Annotated in this window: 14 protein-coding genes; all 14 read left to right on the plus strand. The window is 61.9% G+C overall.

Annotated features, from left to right (window positions below):
• Positions 1-87: 87 nt before the first annotated feature.
• The 14 genes from EFD55_RS22735 (at position 88) to EFD55_RS22800 (ending at position 16,483) form a co-directional block, all read left to right on the plus strand.
• Positions 88-801, plus strand: a complete 714-nt coding sequence (locus tag EFD55_RS22735) for a FadR/GntR family transcriptional regulator (protein WP_125847610.1) — start codon at positions 88-90, stop codon at positions 799-801.
• A gap of 21 nt (positions 802-822) precedes the next feature.
• Positions 823-1,653, plus strand: coding sequence for an NAD-dependent epimerase/dehydratase family protein (locus EFD55_RS22740; protein WP_125847612.1), 831 nt, complete (start codon positions 823-825; stop codon positions 1,651-1,653).
• The gene (locus EFD55_RS22745; RefSeq protein WP_125847614.1) at positions 1,650-2,525 is read left to right on the plus strand and encodes an SMP-30/gluconolactonase/LRE family protein; all 876 of its coding nucleotides are present in this window, start codon (positions 1,650-1,652) and stop codon (positions 2,523-2,525) included. Before EFD55_RS22740 ends, EFD55_RS22745 begins: the two co-directional genes overlap by 4 nt.
• Before the next feature lie 35 nt (positions 2,526-2,560).
• Positions 2,561-3,505 (plus strand): dihydrodipicolinate synthase family protein, encoded by a 945-nt coding sequence (locus EFD55_RS22750; RefSeq protein WP_125847616.1) that lies wholly within the window; start codon positions 2,561-2,563, stop codon positions 3,503-3,505.
• A gap of 46 nt (positions 3,506-3,551) precedes the next feature.
• Entirely contained in the window at positions 3,552-5,138 is a 1,587-nt protein-coding gene (locus tag EFD55_RS22755; RefSeq protein WP_125847618.1) for an ABC transporter substrate-binding protein, read from the plus strand.
• Between the two features lie 5 nt (positions 5,139-5,143).
• On the plus strand, positions 5,144-6,241 hold the full coding sequence (locus EFD55_RS22760; RefSeq protein ID WP_125847620.1) for an ABC transporter permease: 1,098 nt from the start codon (positions 5,144-5,146) through the stop codon (positions 6,239-6,241).
• A gap of 4 nt (positions 6,242-6,245) precedes the next feature.
• Complete coding sequence (locus tag EFD55_RS22765) at positions 6,246-7,181, plus strand: ABC transporter permease (RefSeq protein WP_125847622.1); 936 nt, start codon at positions 6,246-6,248, stop codon at positions 7,179-7,181.
• On the plus strand, positions 7,178-8,035 hold the full coding sequence (locus EFD55_RS22770) for an ABC transporter ATP-binding protein (protein WP_125847624.1): 858 nt from the start codon (positions 7,178-7,180) through the stop codon (positions 8,033-8,035). The genes EFD55_RS22765 and EFD55_RS22770 overlap by 4 nt, the downstream gene beginning before the upstream one ends.
• Complete coding sequence (locus tag EFD55_RS22775) at positions 8,032-8,775, plus strand: ABC transporter ATP-binding protein (RefSeq protein WP_125847626.1); 744 nt, start codon at positions 8,032-8,034, stop codon at positions 8,773-8,775. The genes EFD55_RS22770 and EFD55_RS22775 overlap by 4 nt, the downstream gene beginning before the upstream one ends.
• An 860-nt stretch (positions 8,776-9,635) precedes the next feature.
• Positions 9,636-10,202: a TetR/AcrR family transcriptional regulator gene (locus EFD55_RS22780; protein ID WP_125847628.1), complete on the plus strand. Its 567-nt coding sequence runs from the start codon at positions 9,636-9,638 to the stop codon at positions 10,200-10,202.
• An 11-nt stretch (positions 10,203-10,213) separates the two neighbouring features.
• Complete coding sequence (locus tag EFD55_RS22785) at positions 10,214-10,816, plus strand: 2-hydroxychromene-2-carboxylate isomerase (RefSeq protein WP_125847630.1); 603 nt, start codon at positions 10,214-10,216, stop codon at positions 10,814-10,816.
• Between the two features lie 110 nt (positions 10,817-10,926).
• Positions 10,927-12,303: an FAD-binding oxidoreductase gene (locus EFD55_RS22790; protein WP_125847632.1), complete on the plus strand. Its 1,377-nt coding sequence runs from the start codon at positions 10,927-10,929 to the stop codon at positions 12,301-12,303.
• Positions 12,304-12,344: 41 nt separating this feature from the next.
• The gene (locus EFD55_RS22795) at positions 12,345-14,645 is read left to right on the plus strand and encodes a molybdopterin guanine dinucleotide-containing S/N-oxide reductase (RefSeq protein WP_125847634.1); all 2,301 of its coding nucleotides are present in this window, start codon (positions 12,345-12,347) and stop codon (positions 14,643-14,645) included.
• Between the two features lie 185 nt (positions 14,646-14,830).
• Positions 14,831-16,483: an ABC transporter substrate-binding protein gene (locus EFD55_RS22800; protein ID WP_125847637.1), complete on the plus strand. Its 1,653-nt coding sequence runs from the start codon at positions 14,831-14,833 to the stop codon at positions 16,481-16,483.
• The last annotated feature ends 7 nt before the right edge of the window (positions 16,484-16,490 follow it).

Consider the following 16,490-nt stretch of genomic DNA (forward strand, 5'->3'; position numbering starts at 1 on the left):
GGTCGAGGAGGCATATCTGGCTTCTGCTCGCCGGGCGAAGAGCCGATGGGGTGAATGGGCCATGTGGCGGGAGAGAAAAGGACGATAATGACGTTTGCAGTCGATGCCGTTTCGAACAGGGGCGCAACGCGCTTCAGCGACATCATCTACGAGAAGATCGTGGGGATGATCGCAGACGGCAAGTTTCCTGTGAACGAGCGGCTGCCATCGGAGACGAAGCTCGCCGCCGATTTCGGCGCGTCGCGGCCCGTTGTGCGCGAGGCCCTGGAGAGGCTCAGAACCGACGGCCTCATCGTGTCGCGCAAGGGGTCCGGCTCCTATGTCAGGCAGCGGCCGGATTCGTCGATGCTGAAAATGGTTCCGGTCGGCTCGCTTGCGGATGTACAGCGGTTCTTCGAGTTCCGCGCCGGCCTCGAAGCGGAGGCGGCCGAGCTTGCGGCGCGAAACTGGCAGCCGGCTGACAAGGAGCGGATCACGGCCGCCCTTTTGGCGATCGAGCAATGTCTGAAGAACGGCGAACTCGGCGCTGAGGAGGACCAGGCTCTGCACGATGCGATTGCGATGGCGACGGGCAATCAGTTTCACATCACCGTGCGCGAATGGTTCAGACCGCATTTCGCCATCGGCCATTCGGTGACGCGAAGCCTGAGCCTGAAGCGCACGCCGGAGCAGATCCGCAGTGTGCAGGACGAGCACGCGGTGATCGTGGAGGCGATCTTCGCGCGGCGGGAAACCGAAGCGCATGACGCGATGAAGAGACACATACTGAATGCACGCGCCCGCATGTTCCAGGGCGTTTGAACGATGATGGGAGGACGGACGATGAGACGGATCGCTGTGACGGGTGCTGCCGGACGTGTCGGAACGCTGCTGCGCCCGCTCCTTCGACCTGATGTCGAGCACCTCCGCCTGATCGACGTTCGCGAACCCGCGGAACTGGCTGAAAACGAAAGCTTCGTCCAGGCCGATCTTGCCAATCTCGACGAGGCGACCGCCGCTCTCAACGGCATCGACGGCGTCGTTCACCTTGCCGGCATCGCAAGCGGCATCGACATGAACGCGATATTGCAGGCAAATGTGCTCGGGACATACAATCTCTACGAGGCTGCCCGGATCAACGGCGTTGAGCGGATGGTCTACGCCTCGAGCAACCATACGACCGGCTTTTATCCGCGCGGCGAGGTCGTATCGCCTCTCGATCCGATGCGGCCGGACAGCCCCTACGGGCTTTCCAAATGCTGGGGCGAACTGGTGGCGGGGCTCTATTACGATACGTCAGGCATCCGCACGCTTTCCATCCGCATCGGCAATGCGGGCACTTATCCCAACAGCGAGCGGGCGATAGCGATCTGGATCAGCGCGCGGGATCTGGCGCAATTGGTTCGCATCGGGCTTACCCACCCGCTGATCGCCGCAACTGTCGTCTACGGCGTTTCCGATGCAGACGAGAAATGGTGGGACAACGATCTGGCGACGCGCCTTGGCTACCTCCCGCAAGACCGCCCGCGCGATCACGCCCGCATCGAGCAGGTTGCCGAGGGCCGGATAGCACTGACGTTCCAGGGCGGGGGTTTCTGCGAATACAATCACGACGGCGACATCCACATGCGCGATGCCGAGGGGCTCGTCAAAGGCTTGGAGACGGTCTCGTGACGGCGCCGCGTGTCATTGAGCCGAAGGTTCGTTCGATGTTGCAGCAACCGCTGACGGTCGGTGAGTCGCCGGTATGGGACGAAGAGACCGGCGCCCTGTGGCTCACCGATATCCTGGCGCCGGCACTCGTCCGGCTTTCGGGCGAAGGCAGGATCGACCGCTTCGACATGCCGGCTGAGATCGGCTGCCTCGGACTTTGCCGCGACAACAGGATCGTCGTCGGCCTCCAGACCGGCGTTCATCTCTTCGATCCCGTCTCCCGCCATCTCGAGTTTCTTTCCGATCCGGTCGGCCGCGAGATCAATGGCCGCCTGAACGATGGAAAGGTCGGGCCCGACGGGCACTTCTGGGTCGGCTCGATCAGCGAAGCCAAGCCGCAGACCGACGAGGCCGCATTGTATCGCGTGGGCGCCGACGGCAGCACGCGGACCGTGGCAACCGGACTGACGAGCTCCAATGGCCTTGCCTGGTCGCCGGACGGCCGGCGGATGTATCACTCCGACAGCCGGCAATGCTTCCTGCAGGCTTTCGATTTCGATCCTGAGACCGGCGCGATCGGCGCCGCGCGACGGCTGCGCAGCTTTACCGAAGAACAGGGCCGCCCCGATGGAGCGACGACCGATCGCGACGGGTTTTACTGGAGCGCCGGCGTCTCTGCCGGCCGTCTCAACCGCCTGTCGAGCGAAGGCGAAATCGTCGAGATCTACATTCTGCCGGTCGCAGCACCGACCATGCCGTGTTTCGGAGGGCCTGACCTCAGCACCCTCTACGTCACGAGCCTGTCGACCGACCGCACGGGACGTTTCGAGGCAGGCACAGTCATTGCCTTCGATGTCGATGCTGAGGGGCTGGCGCCCTTCCGCTTCGGATGACGACCATCTGGAAGAAAAGCGAACGGGGGAGAACAATGAGCATCGCGATCATGCGCAAGGCGCTCACCGGCGTGTCGGGCGTTCCCGTCACGGCCTATGACGGAAAAGGCGAAGTCGAGCCTGGGATCACGGCGAAGGTCTATGCACGGGTGGCGGCTGCAGGCATTCACAACATCGTCGCCGCCGGCAATACCGGGGAATTCTATGCCCTGACGCCGCAGGAGATCCGGCTCGTCCATGAGGCGGCGGTATCAGGTGTCGATGGCAGGGCGCCGGTGACGGCAGCGATCGGCCGGTCGCTGCGCGAGGCGATCGGCATGGCCAGGGATGCGGCCGCGATCGGCGCCTCGGCCGTCATGTCGCATCAGCCCGTCGATCCTTTCGCAGCACCTTCGGCTCAGATCGACTATTTCTGCAATCTCGCCGATGCGTCCGCCCTGCCGCTCATCGCCTATGTCAGGGCCGAGGGTTTCACCGTTGCCGACATCGTTCGGCTGGCCAATCACGGCAACATTGCCGGCATCAAGTTCGCCACAACAGACCTGATGCTGCTGTCGCGAGCGATTCCCGCGGCCGATCCGGCCGGCGCGCTGTTCGTCTGCGGCCTGGCGGAAAGCTGGGCGCCGACATTCACCGCAGCCGGCGCGCGCGGCTTCACCTCGGGCCTCGTCAACGTCGCGCCGAAGCTCTCGCTTGCCGTCCACGACGCGCTCGAGAAAGGCGATTTCGCCGCGGCGAGAGCCATCGTCAACAGGCTCGAACCCTTCGAGCGGATGCGGACCAAATTCCGCAACGGCGCGAACGTGACCGTCGTGAAAGAGGCCGTCACCTATTCCGGCCTTGATGTCGGCCCCGTGCGCGTGCCGGGATTGCCGCGCCTCGACGAGCATGACCGCGAGGAACTCCATCGGCTGCTCCATGGCTGGGAGGCCGAAGGCGACATTGAAACGGACCGGCAGAACATCAAGGCAGCCGGCTAAGTCAAAACATCATTCCCCGCAAGCAACAGGATTGGGAGGTCTTGAGATGCTCAAGCAGCTATTGACGACGATCGCAATGACAGGCGCCCTGATGACGGCGCAGCCCACCCTCGCGGCATCGCCGCCGAACATGCTGGTCATCGGCACCAATCTCACCGGTATCCGCACACTCGACCCGGCTCAGAACAATGCCCGCACGGTCTCCGAGCTGATCTCGAATCTCTACGATAACCTCGTGCAGCTGTCGCCGGACGATCTGAAGACCCTGAAGCCGATGCTTGCGACGCAGTGGAGCGTCTCCGAAGACGGCAAGATCATCACGCTGACCTTGCGCGACGACGCCATCTTCCAGAGCGGCAACAAGGTCACCGCCGAGGATGCGGCCTGGTCGATCCAGCGCGTCATCAAGATGGGTCAGGTCGGCTCAACTGACGTGGCGCTCTGGGGCTTTAAGCCCGAGAATGTCGAGAAGCTCGTGCGGGCCAAGGACGAACATACGCTGGAGATCGAGCTGCCGCAGGCGGTCAACACGGATCTGGTGCTCTATTCGCTCGCCGGCTCGTCGCTCGGCATCGTCGACAAGAAGACGGTGCTCTCGCATGAGGCGAACGGCGATTTCGGCGGCGCCTGGCTTTCAGCCAATTCCGCCGGCAGCGGCCCGTTCAGCCTCGCGCAGTGGCGGCCGAACGACGTGGCGATCTTCAATGCGCAACCGAAATATTGGGGCGGCAAACCTGCCATGGCTCGCGTCGTTGCCCGCCATATCCCTGAATCCGGCAATCTCAGACTTCAGCTCGAAGCAGGCGACGTCGATGTCGGCCAGTATGTGGCAAGCGGCGATCTCGATGCGCTCGCCACCAACAAGGAAATGGTCATCGACAACGTTCCGGGGCTCGGATTCTACTATATCGCCCTCAACCAGAAAGACCCCGATCTGCAGAAGCCGAAGGTGCGTGAAGCCTTCCAGCACGCCTTCGACTGGAAGGCGATCTCCGGCAACATCATGCGCTATACCGGTTTTCCCTGGCAGTCGATGGTCCCGCGCGGCATGATCGGCGCTCCCGGGGAGGCTGCGGCCCACTACGATTACGATCCCGTCAAGGCCAAACAGCTGCTGGCAGAGGCCGGATATCCCAACGGGCTGAAGAAGGTCCTCAATCCGTCGGGTGCGGCGACCCTGCCCTTTGCGGAAGCGTTGCAGGCAAGCGCGCGGGCTGCCGGTCTCGATCTCGATCTCGTGCCCGGCGAATTCACGCCCGCCTTCCGCGAGCGCAAATTCGAAGTGCTGCTCGGCAATTCCGGCGCCCGGCTGCCCGATCCCTTCGCCGTCGCCACTCAATATGCCTACAACCCCGACAACAGCGACGAGGCGCGCCTCGGCAGCTATTATCTCTGGCGCACGGGCATGAAGGTGGACGAGCTCAACACGCTCATCGACCAATCGATGAAGGAGCGCGACACGGAAAAGCGCACCGACATCTTCAAGAAGATGGACGGCATCTATGCCGGCATGGCCTCGCCGCTCGTCATCTTCTTCCAGCGAACCGACCCCTATGTCATGCGCGCCAACGTCAAGAACTATCACGGGCACACGACCTGGTCGACGCGTTGGCATGACGTGACGAAGGAGTAGAGCGCGTGGCGAGCGCCGATCTGACATCGAAGCAGGAGAGCAGCGGCCGTTCTCAGGCGGGCGGGTTCGCTAATGCGGCCCCGCATCCGTTGATGGGCTTGCTGCGGCGCCTGGCGGGGCGTGGTGTAGCTGTCGTGACCACGCTGCTCGGCCTGCTCTTCCTGACCTTCTCGATGGGCCGCCTGCTTCCCGCCGACCCGGTGCTCGCCATCACCGGGGCGGAGGTCAGCAAGGAGGTTTACGACCGCGTCTATAACGAGCTGGGGCTCGGAGAACCGATCTGGATGCAGTTCCTCGCCTATGTCGGGAAGATCGCCACCGGCGATCTCGGCATGTCGGCGACAACAGGTCAGCCGATCCTCACCGATCTCATGACGATCTTTCCCGCGACCATCGAGCTTGCCATCATCGCCATGATCATCGGCGCCATTATCGGCATTCCCCTGGGGATCACGGCTGCGGTCAGGCGCGGAACGATCATCGATCATATCGCCCGGATCGTTGCGCTTGCCGGCCATTCCATCCCGATCTTCTGGACCGGGCTGATGGCGCTCTTCGTCTTCTATGCGAAGCTGAAGCTGGTCGGCGCATCGGGCCGGATCGACGTCTTCTACGAGGGCCTCGTCACGCCGATAACCGGCTTTCTTCTGATCGACGCGGCAATCCAGGGCCAATGGGACGTGTTTTATAACGCGCTCGGCCACATCATCTTGCCGGCGGCGATCCTCGGCTATTATTCCGTCGCCTATATCAGCCGCATGTCGCGAAGCTTCATGCTGGAGCAGCTGAGCCAGGAATACATCATCACCGCCCGGGCAAAAGGGCTTGGCACCCGCAAGGTCGTCTGGCGCCATGCTTTCAGGAATATCCGCGTGCAGCTCCTGACGATTCTGGCGCTGACCTTCGGCGGGCTGCTCGAAGGGGCGGTGCTGATCGAGACGGTTTTCGGCTGGCCTGGGCTCGGCCAGTACCTCACCCGCGGGCTGCAGATGAACGACATGAACGTCGTCATGGGGTCGGTGCTGACGATCGGCGCCGTCTTCCTGATCATCAACATCCTGTCGGACTTCCTCTATCGCATTCTTGATCCGAGAACACGGTGACGCCATGACGATCTCCACCGAAGACGCAAACAGCGCCGACGCCGGCGGCTTTCGCAAATGGCTGCTTGCACCGGAGCCTCAGGGCTGGTTTCAGTCGTCGACGCAGCAGATCCATCAGGGATGGCTGAAATTCAGCCTGCACCCGCTAGGCTTGGCCGGCCTCGTCATCATCGTGCTCTTGATCGTGGTCGCTCTGGCTGCCCCTCTGCTCACCAGCTACGATCCGATCGTGCAGGACATGGCGGGGCGGCTTGCTCCCCCCTCGGCAACCCATGTTCTCGGCACCGATAATTTCGGTCGCGACGTCTTTGCGCGAGTGATCTACGGCGCCCGCACGACGCTCTACATCATCATGCTCGTCACGATCATCGTCGCACCGGTCGGACTGCTGATCGGCACGTTCTCCGGCTATTTCGGCGGCATCGTCGACGAAATCCTGATGCGCATCACCGATATCTTCCTCTCCTTCCCAGGGCTGGTGCTGGCACTGGGTTTTGCCGCAGCCCTCGGGCCTGGCATTACCAACGCGATCATCGCAATCTCGCTGACGGCCTGGCCGCCGATCGCCCGCCTGGCGCGCGCCGAGACGCTCAGCCTTCGCAAGGCAGATTATATCGCCGCCGTGCGCCTGCAGGGCGCGACATCGATTGCGATCATTACCCGCCACATCCTGCCGATGTGCATTCCCTCGGTGATCGTCCGCGTTACCCTGAACATGGCCGGTATCATCATCACTGCCGCCGGCCTCGGCTTCCTCGGCCTCGGCGCACAGCCGCCCTGGCCGGAATGGGGCTCCATGGCCGCCAGCGGCCGCGAGTTCATGCTCGACAGTCCGTGGGTGATCGCAGCACCCGGCGTTGCCATCGCGCTGGTCAGCCTGGCCTTCAACCTCGTCGGCGATGCGCTTCGTGATGTACTTGATCCCAGAGGTTCGGAATGACTGACACCCTGATCGACATTCAAAACCTCGAAATCGCTTTCGGCAGTGGTCAAGTACGGGCCGTGCGCGGCGTCAGCTTTCAGCTAGGACAGGAAAAACTTGGCATCGTCGGTGAATCCGGATCGGGAAAATCCACCGTTGGTCGCGCGATCATGAAGCTGCTGCCCCCGACAGCAAAGGTCAGCGCCGAACGGATGCGCTTTCGCGACGTCGACCTCATGAAGGCAGACGAACGGACGATGATGACCGTCAGGGGGCGGCGGATCGGCCTGATCCTGCAGGACCCAAAATATTCGCTCAATCCGGTCATGCGGATCGGCGAACAGATTGCCGAAACCTACCGCTTCCATCATCCAAAGGTGAGCAAGGCAAAAACCGATAGCCAAGCGCTCGACATGCTCGAAGCCGTCCAGATCCACGATCCAGAGCGCGTGGCCCGCCTCTATCCGCACGAGATATCGGGTGGGATGGGCCAGCGCGTGATGATCGCCATGATGCTGATTGCCGAACCCGAAGTGCTGATCGCCGACGAGCCGACCTCGGCGCTCGATGTCACAGTCAGGCTGGAGATTCTGGCTCTGCTCGACGAACTTGTTGCCCGCCGCAATCTCGGCCTGATCTTCATCAGTCACGACCTCAATCTCATCAGGCATTTCTGCGACCGCGTCCTCATCATGTATGCCGGCCGCGTCGTGGAAGTGCTCGAGGCGCGCGATCTCGACAAGGCCAGACACCCTTATACGCAAGGGTTGCTGGCATCCCTGCCGACGATCGAGGATCCGCCTGCCCGACTGCCGATCCTGAAGCGGGATCCCGCCTGGCTTGACGACCTCGCACTGGAGCGGCCGCGATGATCAGGATCGACAACCTCACCATCCGTTTCGCACACGGCCAAAGGCCGGTTGTCAGAGACGTAAACCTCGCCATCAAAAAGGGAACGGCGTTCGGTCTGGTCGGCGAGTCCGGCTGCGGAAAGTCCACGGTCCTTAGAGCTCTCTCCGGCCTCAACGCCAATTATGACGGTCGCATCGAGCTCCAGGGCGAGACGCTGGACCGGCAACGCAGCCGACCCTTCTTTCGCCGGGTGCAGATGGTGTTCCAGGACCCCTATGGATCGCTTCACCCGCGCAAGACCATCCGTTCGCAGCTGAAGGAACCGCTGCGCAACCAGGGACTGGCTGCGAACTCCGTCGATATCAACGCGGTGCTGAGATCGGTCGGGCTCGATCCGGCGCTGAGCTACAGGTTTCCGCATCAGCTCTCCGGCGGGCAGCGCCAGCGCGTCGCGATCGCCCGAGCATTGATGCTCAACCCGGACGTTCTGCTTTTGGACGAACCGACGTCGGCGCTCGATGTGTCGGTGCAGGCCGAAATCCTTAATCTCCTGCAGGATCTGCGTACCGAGCGCGGCCTTACCTATCTGCTGGTCAGCCACGATCTTGCCGTCGTCTCCCACATGTGCAGCCGCGTCGCCATCATGAAAGCCGGCGAGATCGTCGAGGAGGTCGATATCGAGGCCTTGCGCCGAGGTGCAGTCGAGCATCCCTATTCGCAGCGACTGCTGCGGGCGAGCAGGATGTATGGTCGGGCGTAGCACCTCTCCCGAGATTTTTTAGAAAGGGCGGCCAGATCGCGCCTACCGTCCAGTTGCCTCCATCCAGTATGTTGCGTATCTCTCGGAGAACGACCGAGCAGCGTGAGAGAAACTCCTTTCCGACAGCAGGACTGAGTGGTTTTCTGAAATCGCGGCCGGCGACGCATTTATTCTTTCGCCCAAGTTGTCATCTCCGTCGCTTTGTCGGCAGTTTCACAATGAAGGCCGGAGAATGAACGTGATCGAAGTACGCGTTGCAATGGCGCGGTCGGAACAAACCCATCGCCTCGTAACAGAAATCACCCAGACCGTTTCCGGAAATGCGATGAGCTGATGGCGGATGCTTTCGATCGGGTGGGGGTTTTGGTAGTCGAGCTCTTTCGGGCGGCGAACAGCGTTGGACGGCTGCCGCCCGTCGAACGCCGACGTCCTCTCCGAGGACGAGTGGCGGCGTCGGAAGCGCTTACAGGCGCTGCTCGTCGAGACGGGGAAAGTCTAGGGCCCGCGGCTACAGAAAGCCGATAGAGGCGTTGCACGCCTTAAACGGATGCGAACCGTTGATCCAGCTTTCGAGAAGTCCGCCTACAATTGCCGAAGCCGGGGAATACATGGCTGCTTAGGCGTTTGGCCGATCGATTTCGGTGATAGCGATGTTTACCCCGGCAGCGCGGGTCCGGCATACAGGTCCACGGTCGCAGGTCCAAAGACTTTTCTACATGCGTCGGCGCAAAAATATTCCCAACCACGCATCCAAACGGAATGACCTGTCTTTCTCTCAAGGGTTTGCCCGCATAGAAATCTCTCTCGCCGCACTCGCATGTTAGGGCGCGCTGTTTCGAGAAGGCTCCGCAAGCAGTTCGATGAAAGCTTCCATTTCAGATCACATCCTCGCGTCTGCCGGCGCCCTCTTCTATCGCGAAGGCATCCGCGCTGTCGGCATCGACCGCATAATCGAAGAAACCAACGTCGCCAAGGCAACGCTCTATCGGCATTTCCCCTCCAAGGATCATCTTGTCGCGGCCTATCTTCAGGACCGTCACGAGCGGGTTATCCGTTCGCTGGAAGAGGTTCTGAACGAGGTCCCAAGCCCGCGGGATCAGCTCAATCTCATCTTCGAGCGGCTGCATGAGAAAGCGGACAGCCCCGAGTTTCGTGGGTGCGCGTTCGCTCTGGCAGTGGCCGAGCACGGCGATTCAGAACGCGTTGTTACCGTCGCGCGCACCCACAAGGCGGCCGTCAGCCAGATGTTTCGTGCGCTGATGGAAAGGTCGGGTGCCGGGACCGCTCAGCAGGCCGCTCATCTTTCCCTTCTTTACGAGGGCGCCCTGGCGACAGTTGCCGTCGGGCGCGATCCCCAGGCTGTGTTGACCGCCAGGGACTGCGCGCTTTTCGTATTCGACGCGGCGCGTCCTTCAACGAGGTCATGAACAGGCGGAACATGGCAAAGGTTATTGATTACTTCTTCGGTCTCGGCTCGCCGTGGGCTTTCATCGGCCTTGATGCCTTTTCAGAAATGGCCTCCAGGCATGGTGCCGTGATCCGGCCGCACGTCATCTCTCTGATCGAAGACAACGGCGGCATTTATTCGCGCAACAGGCCGGAAGCCCGGCGCGCCTACTGGACCAAGGACCTGAAGCGCTGGGCAGTCCTGCGCGGCAAGACGTTGAACTTCGAAAATCGCGCTGCCCTGTCCGATCCGACGCCCGCCGGCTTCATGGTCATCGCGGCCATCGAGGACGGCTTGGACTGGCTCGGGCTCACGCGCGCGCTGCAGACGGCATTCTGGACGGACGCGGCGGATATCGGCCGGAGCGAGGTGCGCCAGGCAATCGCCAACTCGGTAGGGATCGACGGGACAAAGCTGGAAGAATGCGCCCAGGCCGAGGCCACCCAATCGATCTGGAGATCCAACATCGAAAGCGCCAAGAACACCGGCGTCTTCGGCCTTCCGACGTTTCGTTACGAAGACGAGCTCTACTGGGGGCAGGATAGCCTGCCATTCCTTGAGCGCCACCTGAACGGCGAGAAGATCGCCGTCTGACCGCCAGCCTGGTGAGACTTGGTGACGGTCAATCTGCATCCGTGCCTGATCGTGATGGCATGGCACGATTTCGGTTGGCACTGTCAACACCCGAAAGAGGGACGTGAACTATGGGCCTCCTGTCCGTTGAGCTATCGGGCCAATTGCTGGCGAGGTTCGGTGATCGCTTCTCGATCTCACAGGCGCTGCGCGAGCAGCATGGCCGCGGCGAATCCCATCACACGCCGGCAATTCCGGATGCCGTCATATTCGCGCAAAGCACTGACGACGTGGCCGATGCCGTCCGGCTCTGCGCCGCCGCAGGCGTGCCCGTCATCGCCTTTGGCGCCGGAACCTCGCTCGAGGGACATCTGACCGCGGTGCGCGGTGGCGTGTCGATCGATCTTTCGCAGATGTCGCAGATCATTCGTGTCAGCGCCGAGGATCTCGACTGCACCGTCCAGGCCGGCGTCACGCGCGAGCAGCTCAACGCGCACCTGCGCGACCAGGGCCTGTTCTTCCCGATCGACCCGGGCGCCAACGCTTCGATTGGCGGCATGACGGCGACGCGGGCTTCGGGCACCAACGCCGTGCGCTACGGCACCATGCGCGAGAACGTGCTGTCGATGACCGTCGTGCTACCGACAGGCCAGGTCATTCGCACCGGCGGTCGGGCACGCAAAACGTCTGCCGGCTATGACCTCACCCGCCTCTTCGTCGGCTCGGAGGGTACGCTCGGCATCATCACCGAAGTGACCTTGCGGCTCCAGGGCGTTCCGGAAACCATTTCGGCGGCCCTCTGCTCATTCGGGAGCGTGGAGCAGGCGGTCAGCGCCGCGATCGCCGTCGTGCAGCTGGCAATCCCAGTCGCGCGGATGGAACTGATGGACCGCGGCCTGATTGCTGCCGCAAATGCCTATTCCGGCCTGTCGCTCAAGATTGAAGATACCCTCGCCTTTGAATTCCACGGATCGCCCGCCTCGGTTCGGGAACAGGTCGAGCTGGTTGCGGACATCGTCAAGGATCACGGTGGCAGGGATTTCGAATGGGCCAATGCGCCGGAAGAGCGAAATCGCCTCTGGAAGGCTCGCCATAACGCCTTCTACGCAGTCGTCTCGCAGAGACAGAATGCAAAGGGCTGGTCATCCGATGTCTGCGTTCCGGTGTCGGAACTCAGCGGCTGTATTCTCAAGACCCGCGCCCTGTTGCAGGACTGCAGTGTTCCGGCTGCTATTCTTGGCCATGTCGGCGACGGCAACTACCATGTGGTGTTCGCCGTAGATCCCGACAACGAGGCGGAGCTTGCCGAGGTCGCGGCCATCAACAAGAAGATGGTCGAACACGCAATCTCCGTCGGCGGCACGTCCACCGGAGAACACGGCGTCGGCACCGGCAAGATCGGCTATCTGCGTCAGGAACACGGAAACGCCGTCGATCTGATGGCCCTGCTGAAGCACGCCATCGATCCCAAAGGCATCATGAACCCCGGCAAGATCCTGCCGGTGTGAATGTTGTCGATCTTTCCACCCTTGTCGCGGGAGACGGTGCGATGGACGGCTTCAAACCCCACAGCTCTCATTGGGGTGCATTCTATGGACGGCATCAGGGCGAAGCTCTCGAAATCCGTCCGCATCCCGCCGACCCCCACCCATCTCCCATCCTTGGCAATCTGCCCGCAATCGCCCATAGCCCCGCCCGCATCCGGCGCCCGGCCGTCCGGCGCGGCTGGCTTGAAGCCAGGCCCGATAATGCCGGGAAGCGCGGGAGTGACGGTTATGTCGAGGTCACCTGGCCGGAAGCACTCGATCTTGTCGCCAATGAGCTTCGCCGCGTTCACGGCGAAGCTGGACCTCAGGCCATCTTCGGCGGCTCGTACGGCTGGTCCAGCGCAGGGCGGTTTCATCATGCCCAAAGCCAGATCCACCGCTTCCTCAACGTGCTCGGCGGATATGTCAGATCGGTCAATACCTACAGTTCGGGCGCGGCGATGGTCATCATTCCGCATGTGCTCGGTCCTTACGATACCCTCGACCGAAAGAGCGTCACCTGGGACGCGATCGAGCGCAGCAGCGAACTGATCGTTGCCTTCGGCGGCATGGCGGTCAAGAACACCGATGTCCATGGCGGCGGCATCAGCCGGCATGTCGTGCGCCCGGCGCTGAGCGGTGCCCGTGCGCGCGGCGCGCGTTTCGTCCTCGTAAGCCCGCTCAAGGATGATATTGCGACCGATCTCGATGCGGATTGGCTGCCGGTCACCCCTGGAACCGATGTCGCGCTCATGCTCGCCATCGCCTTCGTCCTCGTCAGCGAGGGGCGGCATAACCGGGAATTTCTCGACCGCTATACGACAGGCTATCCACGCTTCGAGGCTTATCTGCTGGGACGCGAAGATGGCGTCGAGAAGAGCCCGCAATGGGCAGCCGGGATCTGCGGTATCGCTGCCGATACGATCGTGGATCTGGCGCGCAGCATGGCAAATGCCCGAACGCTGATCACCGTCAGCCATTCCCTACAGCGCGCCGACTACGGCGAACAGCCGGTATGGACGGGGATCGTACTGGCGGCCATGCTCGGCCAGATAGGGCTCGATGGCGGCGGCTTTTCCTATTCGCTCGGCGCGCTTGGCAACATCGGCAAAAGCCAGCTCGCCGTTCCCCTGCCGACGCTCAAGCAATTCCACAATCCGGTGCCGGATTTCATTCCCGTCGCACGGATCGCCGACATGCTGCTGAACCCGGGAGAGCCGTTCCACTACAATGGCCAGGCTCTGCGCTATCCTGACATCCGCCTTGTCTATTGGGCCGGGGGTAACCCATTCCATCATCATCAGGATCTCAACAGGCTTCGCCAGGCGTTCAAGACGCCGGAGACGATCATCGTGCATGAAACGGCCTGGACGTCCTCGGCACGCCACGCCGATATCGTCCTGCCCGCGACCACGACGCTTGAGCGCGACGATATTGGTGCGGCCGATCGCGATCCGATGATGATCGCGATGAAGAGGCTGATCGAACCCGTCGGCGAGGCACGCGACGACTACGAGATATTCGCGGATATCGCAGAGCGCCTCGGCAAGCGCGGCGAATTCACCGAGAACCGGTCGAGCCATGAGTGGCTCGCTTTCCTCTTCGAGACCACACGCGCGGCGCTCGCTGCCGGCGGTCATCCGGCGCCGGATTTCGAAACCTTCTGGGAGATGGGCGAACTGCAGCTCCCGGTAAAGCCTGACGATGGCGGCCCTGCGCGCGCATTCCGGGCTGATCCGGACGCCAATCCGCTGCCGACGCCATCGGGCAAGATCGAAATCTTCTCTGAAACGATCGAGAGCTTTGGCTATGACGATTGCCGCGGCCATCCGCGCTGGTTTGAACCGAACCCGACGACAAGGGCGGCGGAGAGCCGCTATCCGCTCTATCTCGTCTGCAACCAGCCCCGCTCGCGCCTTCACAGCCAGCTTGATTATGGCGACTTCAGCCGCTCCACCAAGATCGACGGCCGCGAACCGGTGCGCATCAACCCTGCAGATGCGGCAGAGCGTGGCATTTCGGACCGGGATATCGTCAGGCTGTTCAACGCCCGCGGCAGTTGCCTGGCGGCTGCGGTGATCAGCACGGATGTAAAACCTGGCGTGATGCAGCTTGCCACCGGCGCGTGGTTCGAGCCTGATGATGCGGATGCCGAGATTGCCATGTGCCTTCATGGCAACCCGAATATTCTCACCCGCGATACCGGTACGTCTCAGCTTGCCCAGGCCTCGACCGGGCAGCTGACAAAGGTCGATGTCGAGCGCTTTGTCGGGGAGTTGCCGCCCGTGCGCATTCTCGACGGAATGACGTTCATCGACAAATAGACCGGCAGGAGCCGTACCCTCAGCGGGCGAACGGACACTGGAAATCCTGATCCTCGTGCTTCAGATTGCGCTGATAAAATAATCTACAAATTTGATAGAAAAAGAACAACCAGTCTTTCTCCAAACCGATCCGCTCACATAGGCTCCTGTTCAAATCAGCCCCGGCAACCAAACAGGACCGCTTTATGAACGACCGTTCTACTCGCCCTCTTCTTTCCCGGCGTCGTCTGCTGACCGCCACCTCTGCACTGGCATTTGCCGCGCTGGTCGCGACCGCGAATGTAACCCCGGCATTGGCTGAGGACGGAGCGCATGATGGCGGAGACGTCGTCTTCCTGATCGACTCACTCGGCGACACCTGGATCCCCAACAATAGCGCGATCTCCAGCTTTCAGGGCCATATCTGGGGCCATGTGACCGACAAGCTTCTCTATGTCGATGCCGACGGCAAGGTCAGCCCGTGGATCGCCGAGCGTTGGGAGCAGAACGACAATGCGACTGAATTCACCCTGCATCTGAAGGGCGGCGTGACCTTCTCTGATGGCAGCGCGCTCGATGCTGCAGCCGTCGTCGCAAATCTCGACATCTGGTATGCCGGGCGCAAGAGCGAGGGCATCAATCCGATCGGCCTGTTTCCCAAGACCTATGATCATGCCGAAGCTGTCGATGCGACAACCGTGAAGGTCTTCTTCAAGAAGCCGACCCTAGGCTTCATCCCGACGCTCGGCTACCACGGCTCGATCCTCATTTCCCCGAAGACCATCGCCTCGCCGGCGAGCAGCCAGGCAGACTTGAGCAAGACCTCCGGCAGCGGCCCTTATGTTGTCGAGTCCTGGAAGGAAGGCGACTACGTCAAGCTCGCCAGGCGCAAGGATTACAACTGGGGCCCGGCAGCGGTGGGTCAGACCGGTCCCGCCCATCTCGATACGATCACCTACAAGCTTGTCTCGGAACCTTCGCTGCGCGTTGCGGCAGTCCAGTCCGGCCAGGCCGACGTCGCCTATAACGCATCGCCTCAGGAACTCGAGTCCCTCAAGTCGGAAGGCCTCACGGTGGCCACGCCCCGCTATCTCGGCTTCGTCAACGGCTGGGCTGTTAACACCAAGCTTGCCCCCTATGACGACGTGAAGGTCCGCCAGGCACTTCAGGCAGGCATCAATCGCCAGGAAATCATCGACACCGTCTATACGCCCGACTGGAAGCTTGCGACGTCGTTCATCCAGAGCAACGTTCCGGGTGCGACCGACCAAAGCGCGCTCCTCGCCTACAATCCTGAAAAGGCGGAGAAGCTTCTCGACGAGGCAGGCTGGAAGAAGGGAGCAGACGGCGTCCGCGTCAAGGATGGCAAGCCGCTGTTGCTGACGCTGAACTCGAACCCCTACCTCGCGACATCGAAATCGATCGACGAACTGATTTCGCAACAGCTCGGCAAGATCGGCTGGAAGGTCGATATCCGCGCCTATGACGTCGTCACTTACGGCCAGAAGGTGAAGTATGGCGGCGCGGGAGTGCCGGCATATGAGGTGACGCGCTCCTTCATCGACGCCGGCACCGTCGCCGGCATTCTGACCAACGCCAACAATGGCGAGAACTGGTTTGCGCTCGACGAGAGCGACAAGACCCTCAACGATCTACGCGACAAGATCGCTGGGGCTGGCTCCATCGAGGCTCGCAGGCCGCTTCTCGACGAGCTGCAGAAATACGTCCTCGACCAGGGCTATTTCATTCCGCGAACGCAGATCGTCCAGCGCATTTACGTGCAGTCGCCCAAGCTCAAGGGCGAGGTCTACAACGGCGTCGCCTATGCCAGCTACTACACGGCCACGAAAAGCGAATAACCCGCAA

It is taken from the genome of Rhizobium pisi (genome assembly GCF_003938655.1).
Lineage (GTDB): Bacteria > Pseudomonadota > Alphaproteobacteria > Rhizobiales > Rhizobiaceae > Rhizobium > Rhizobium pisi.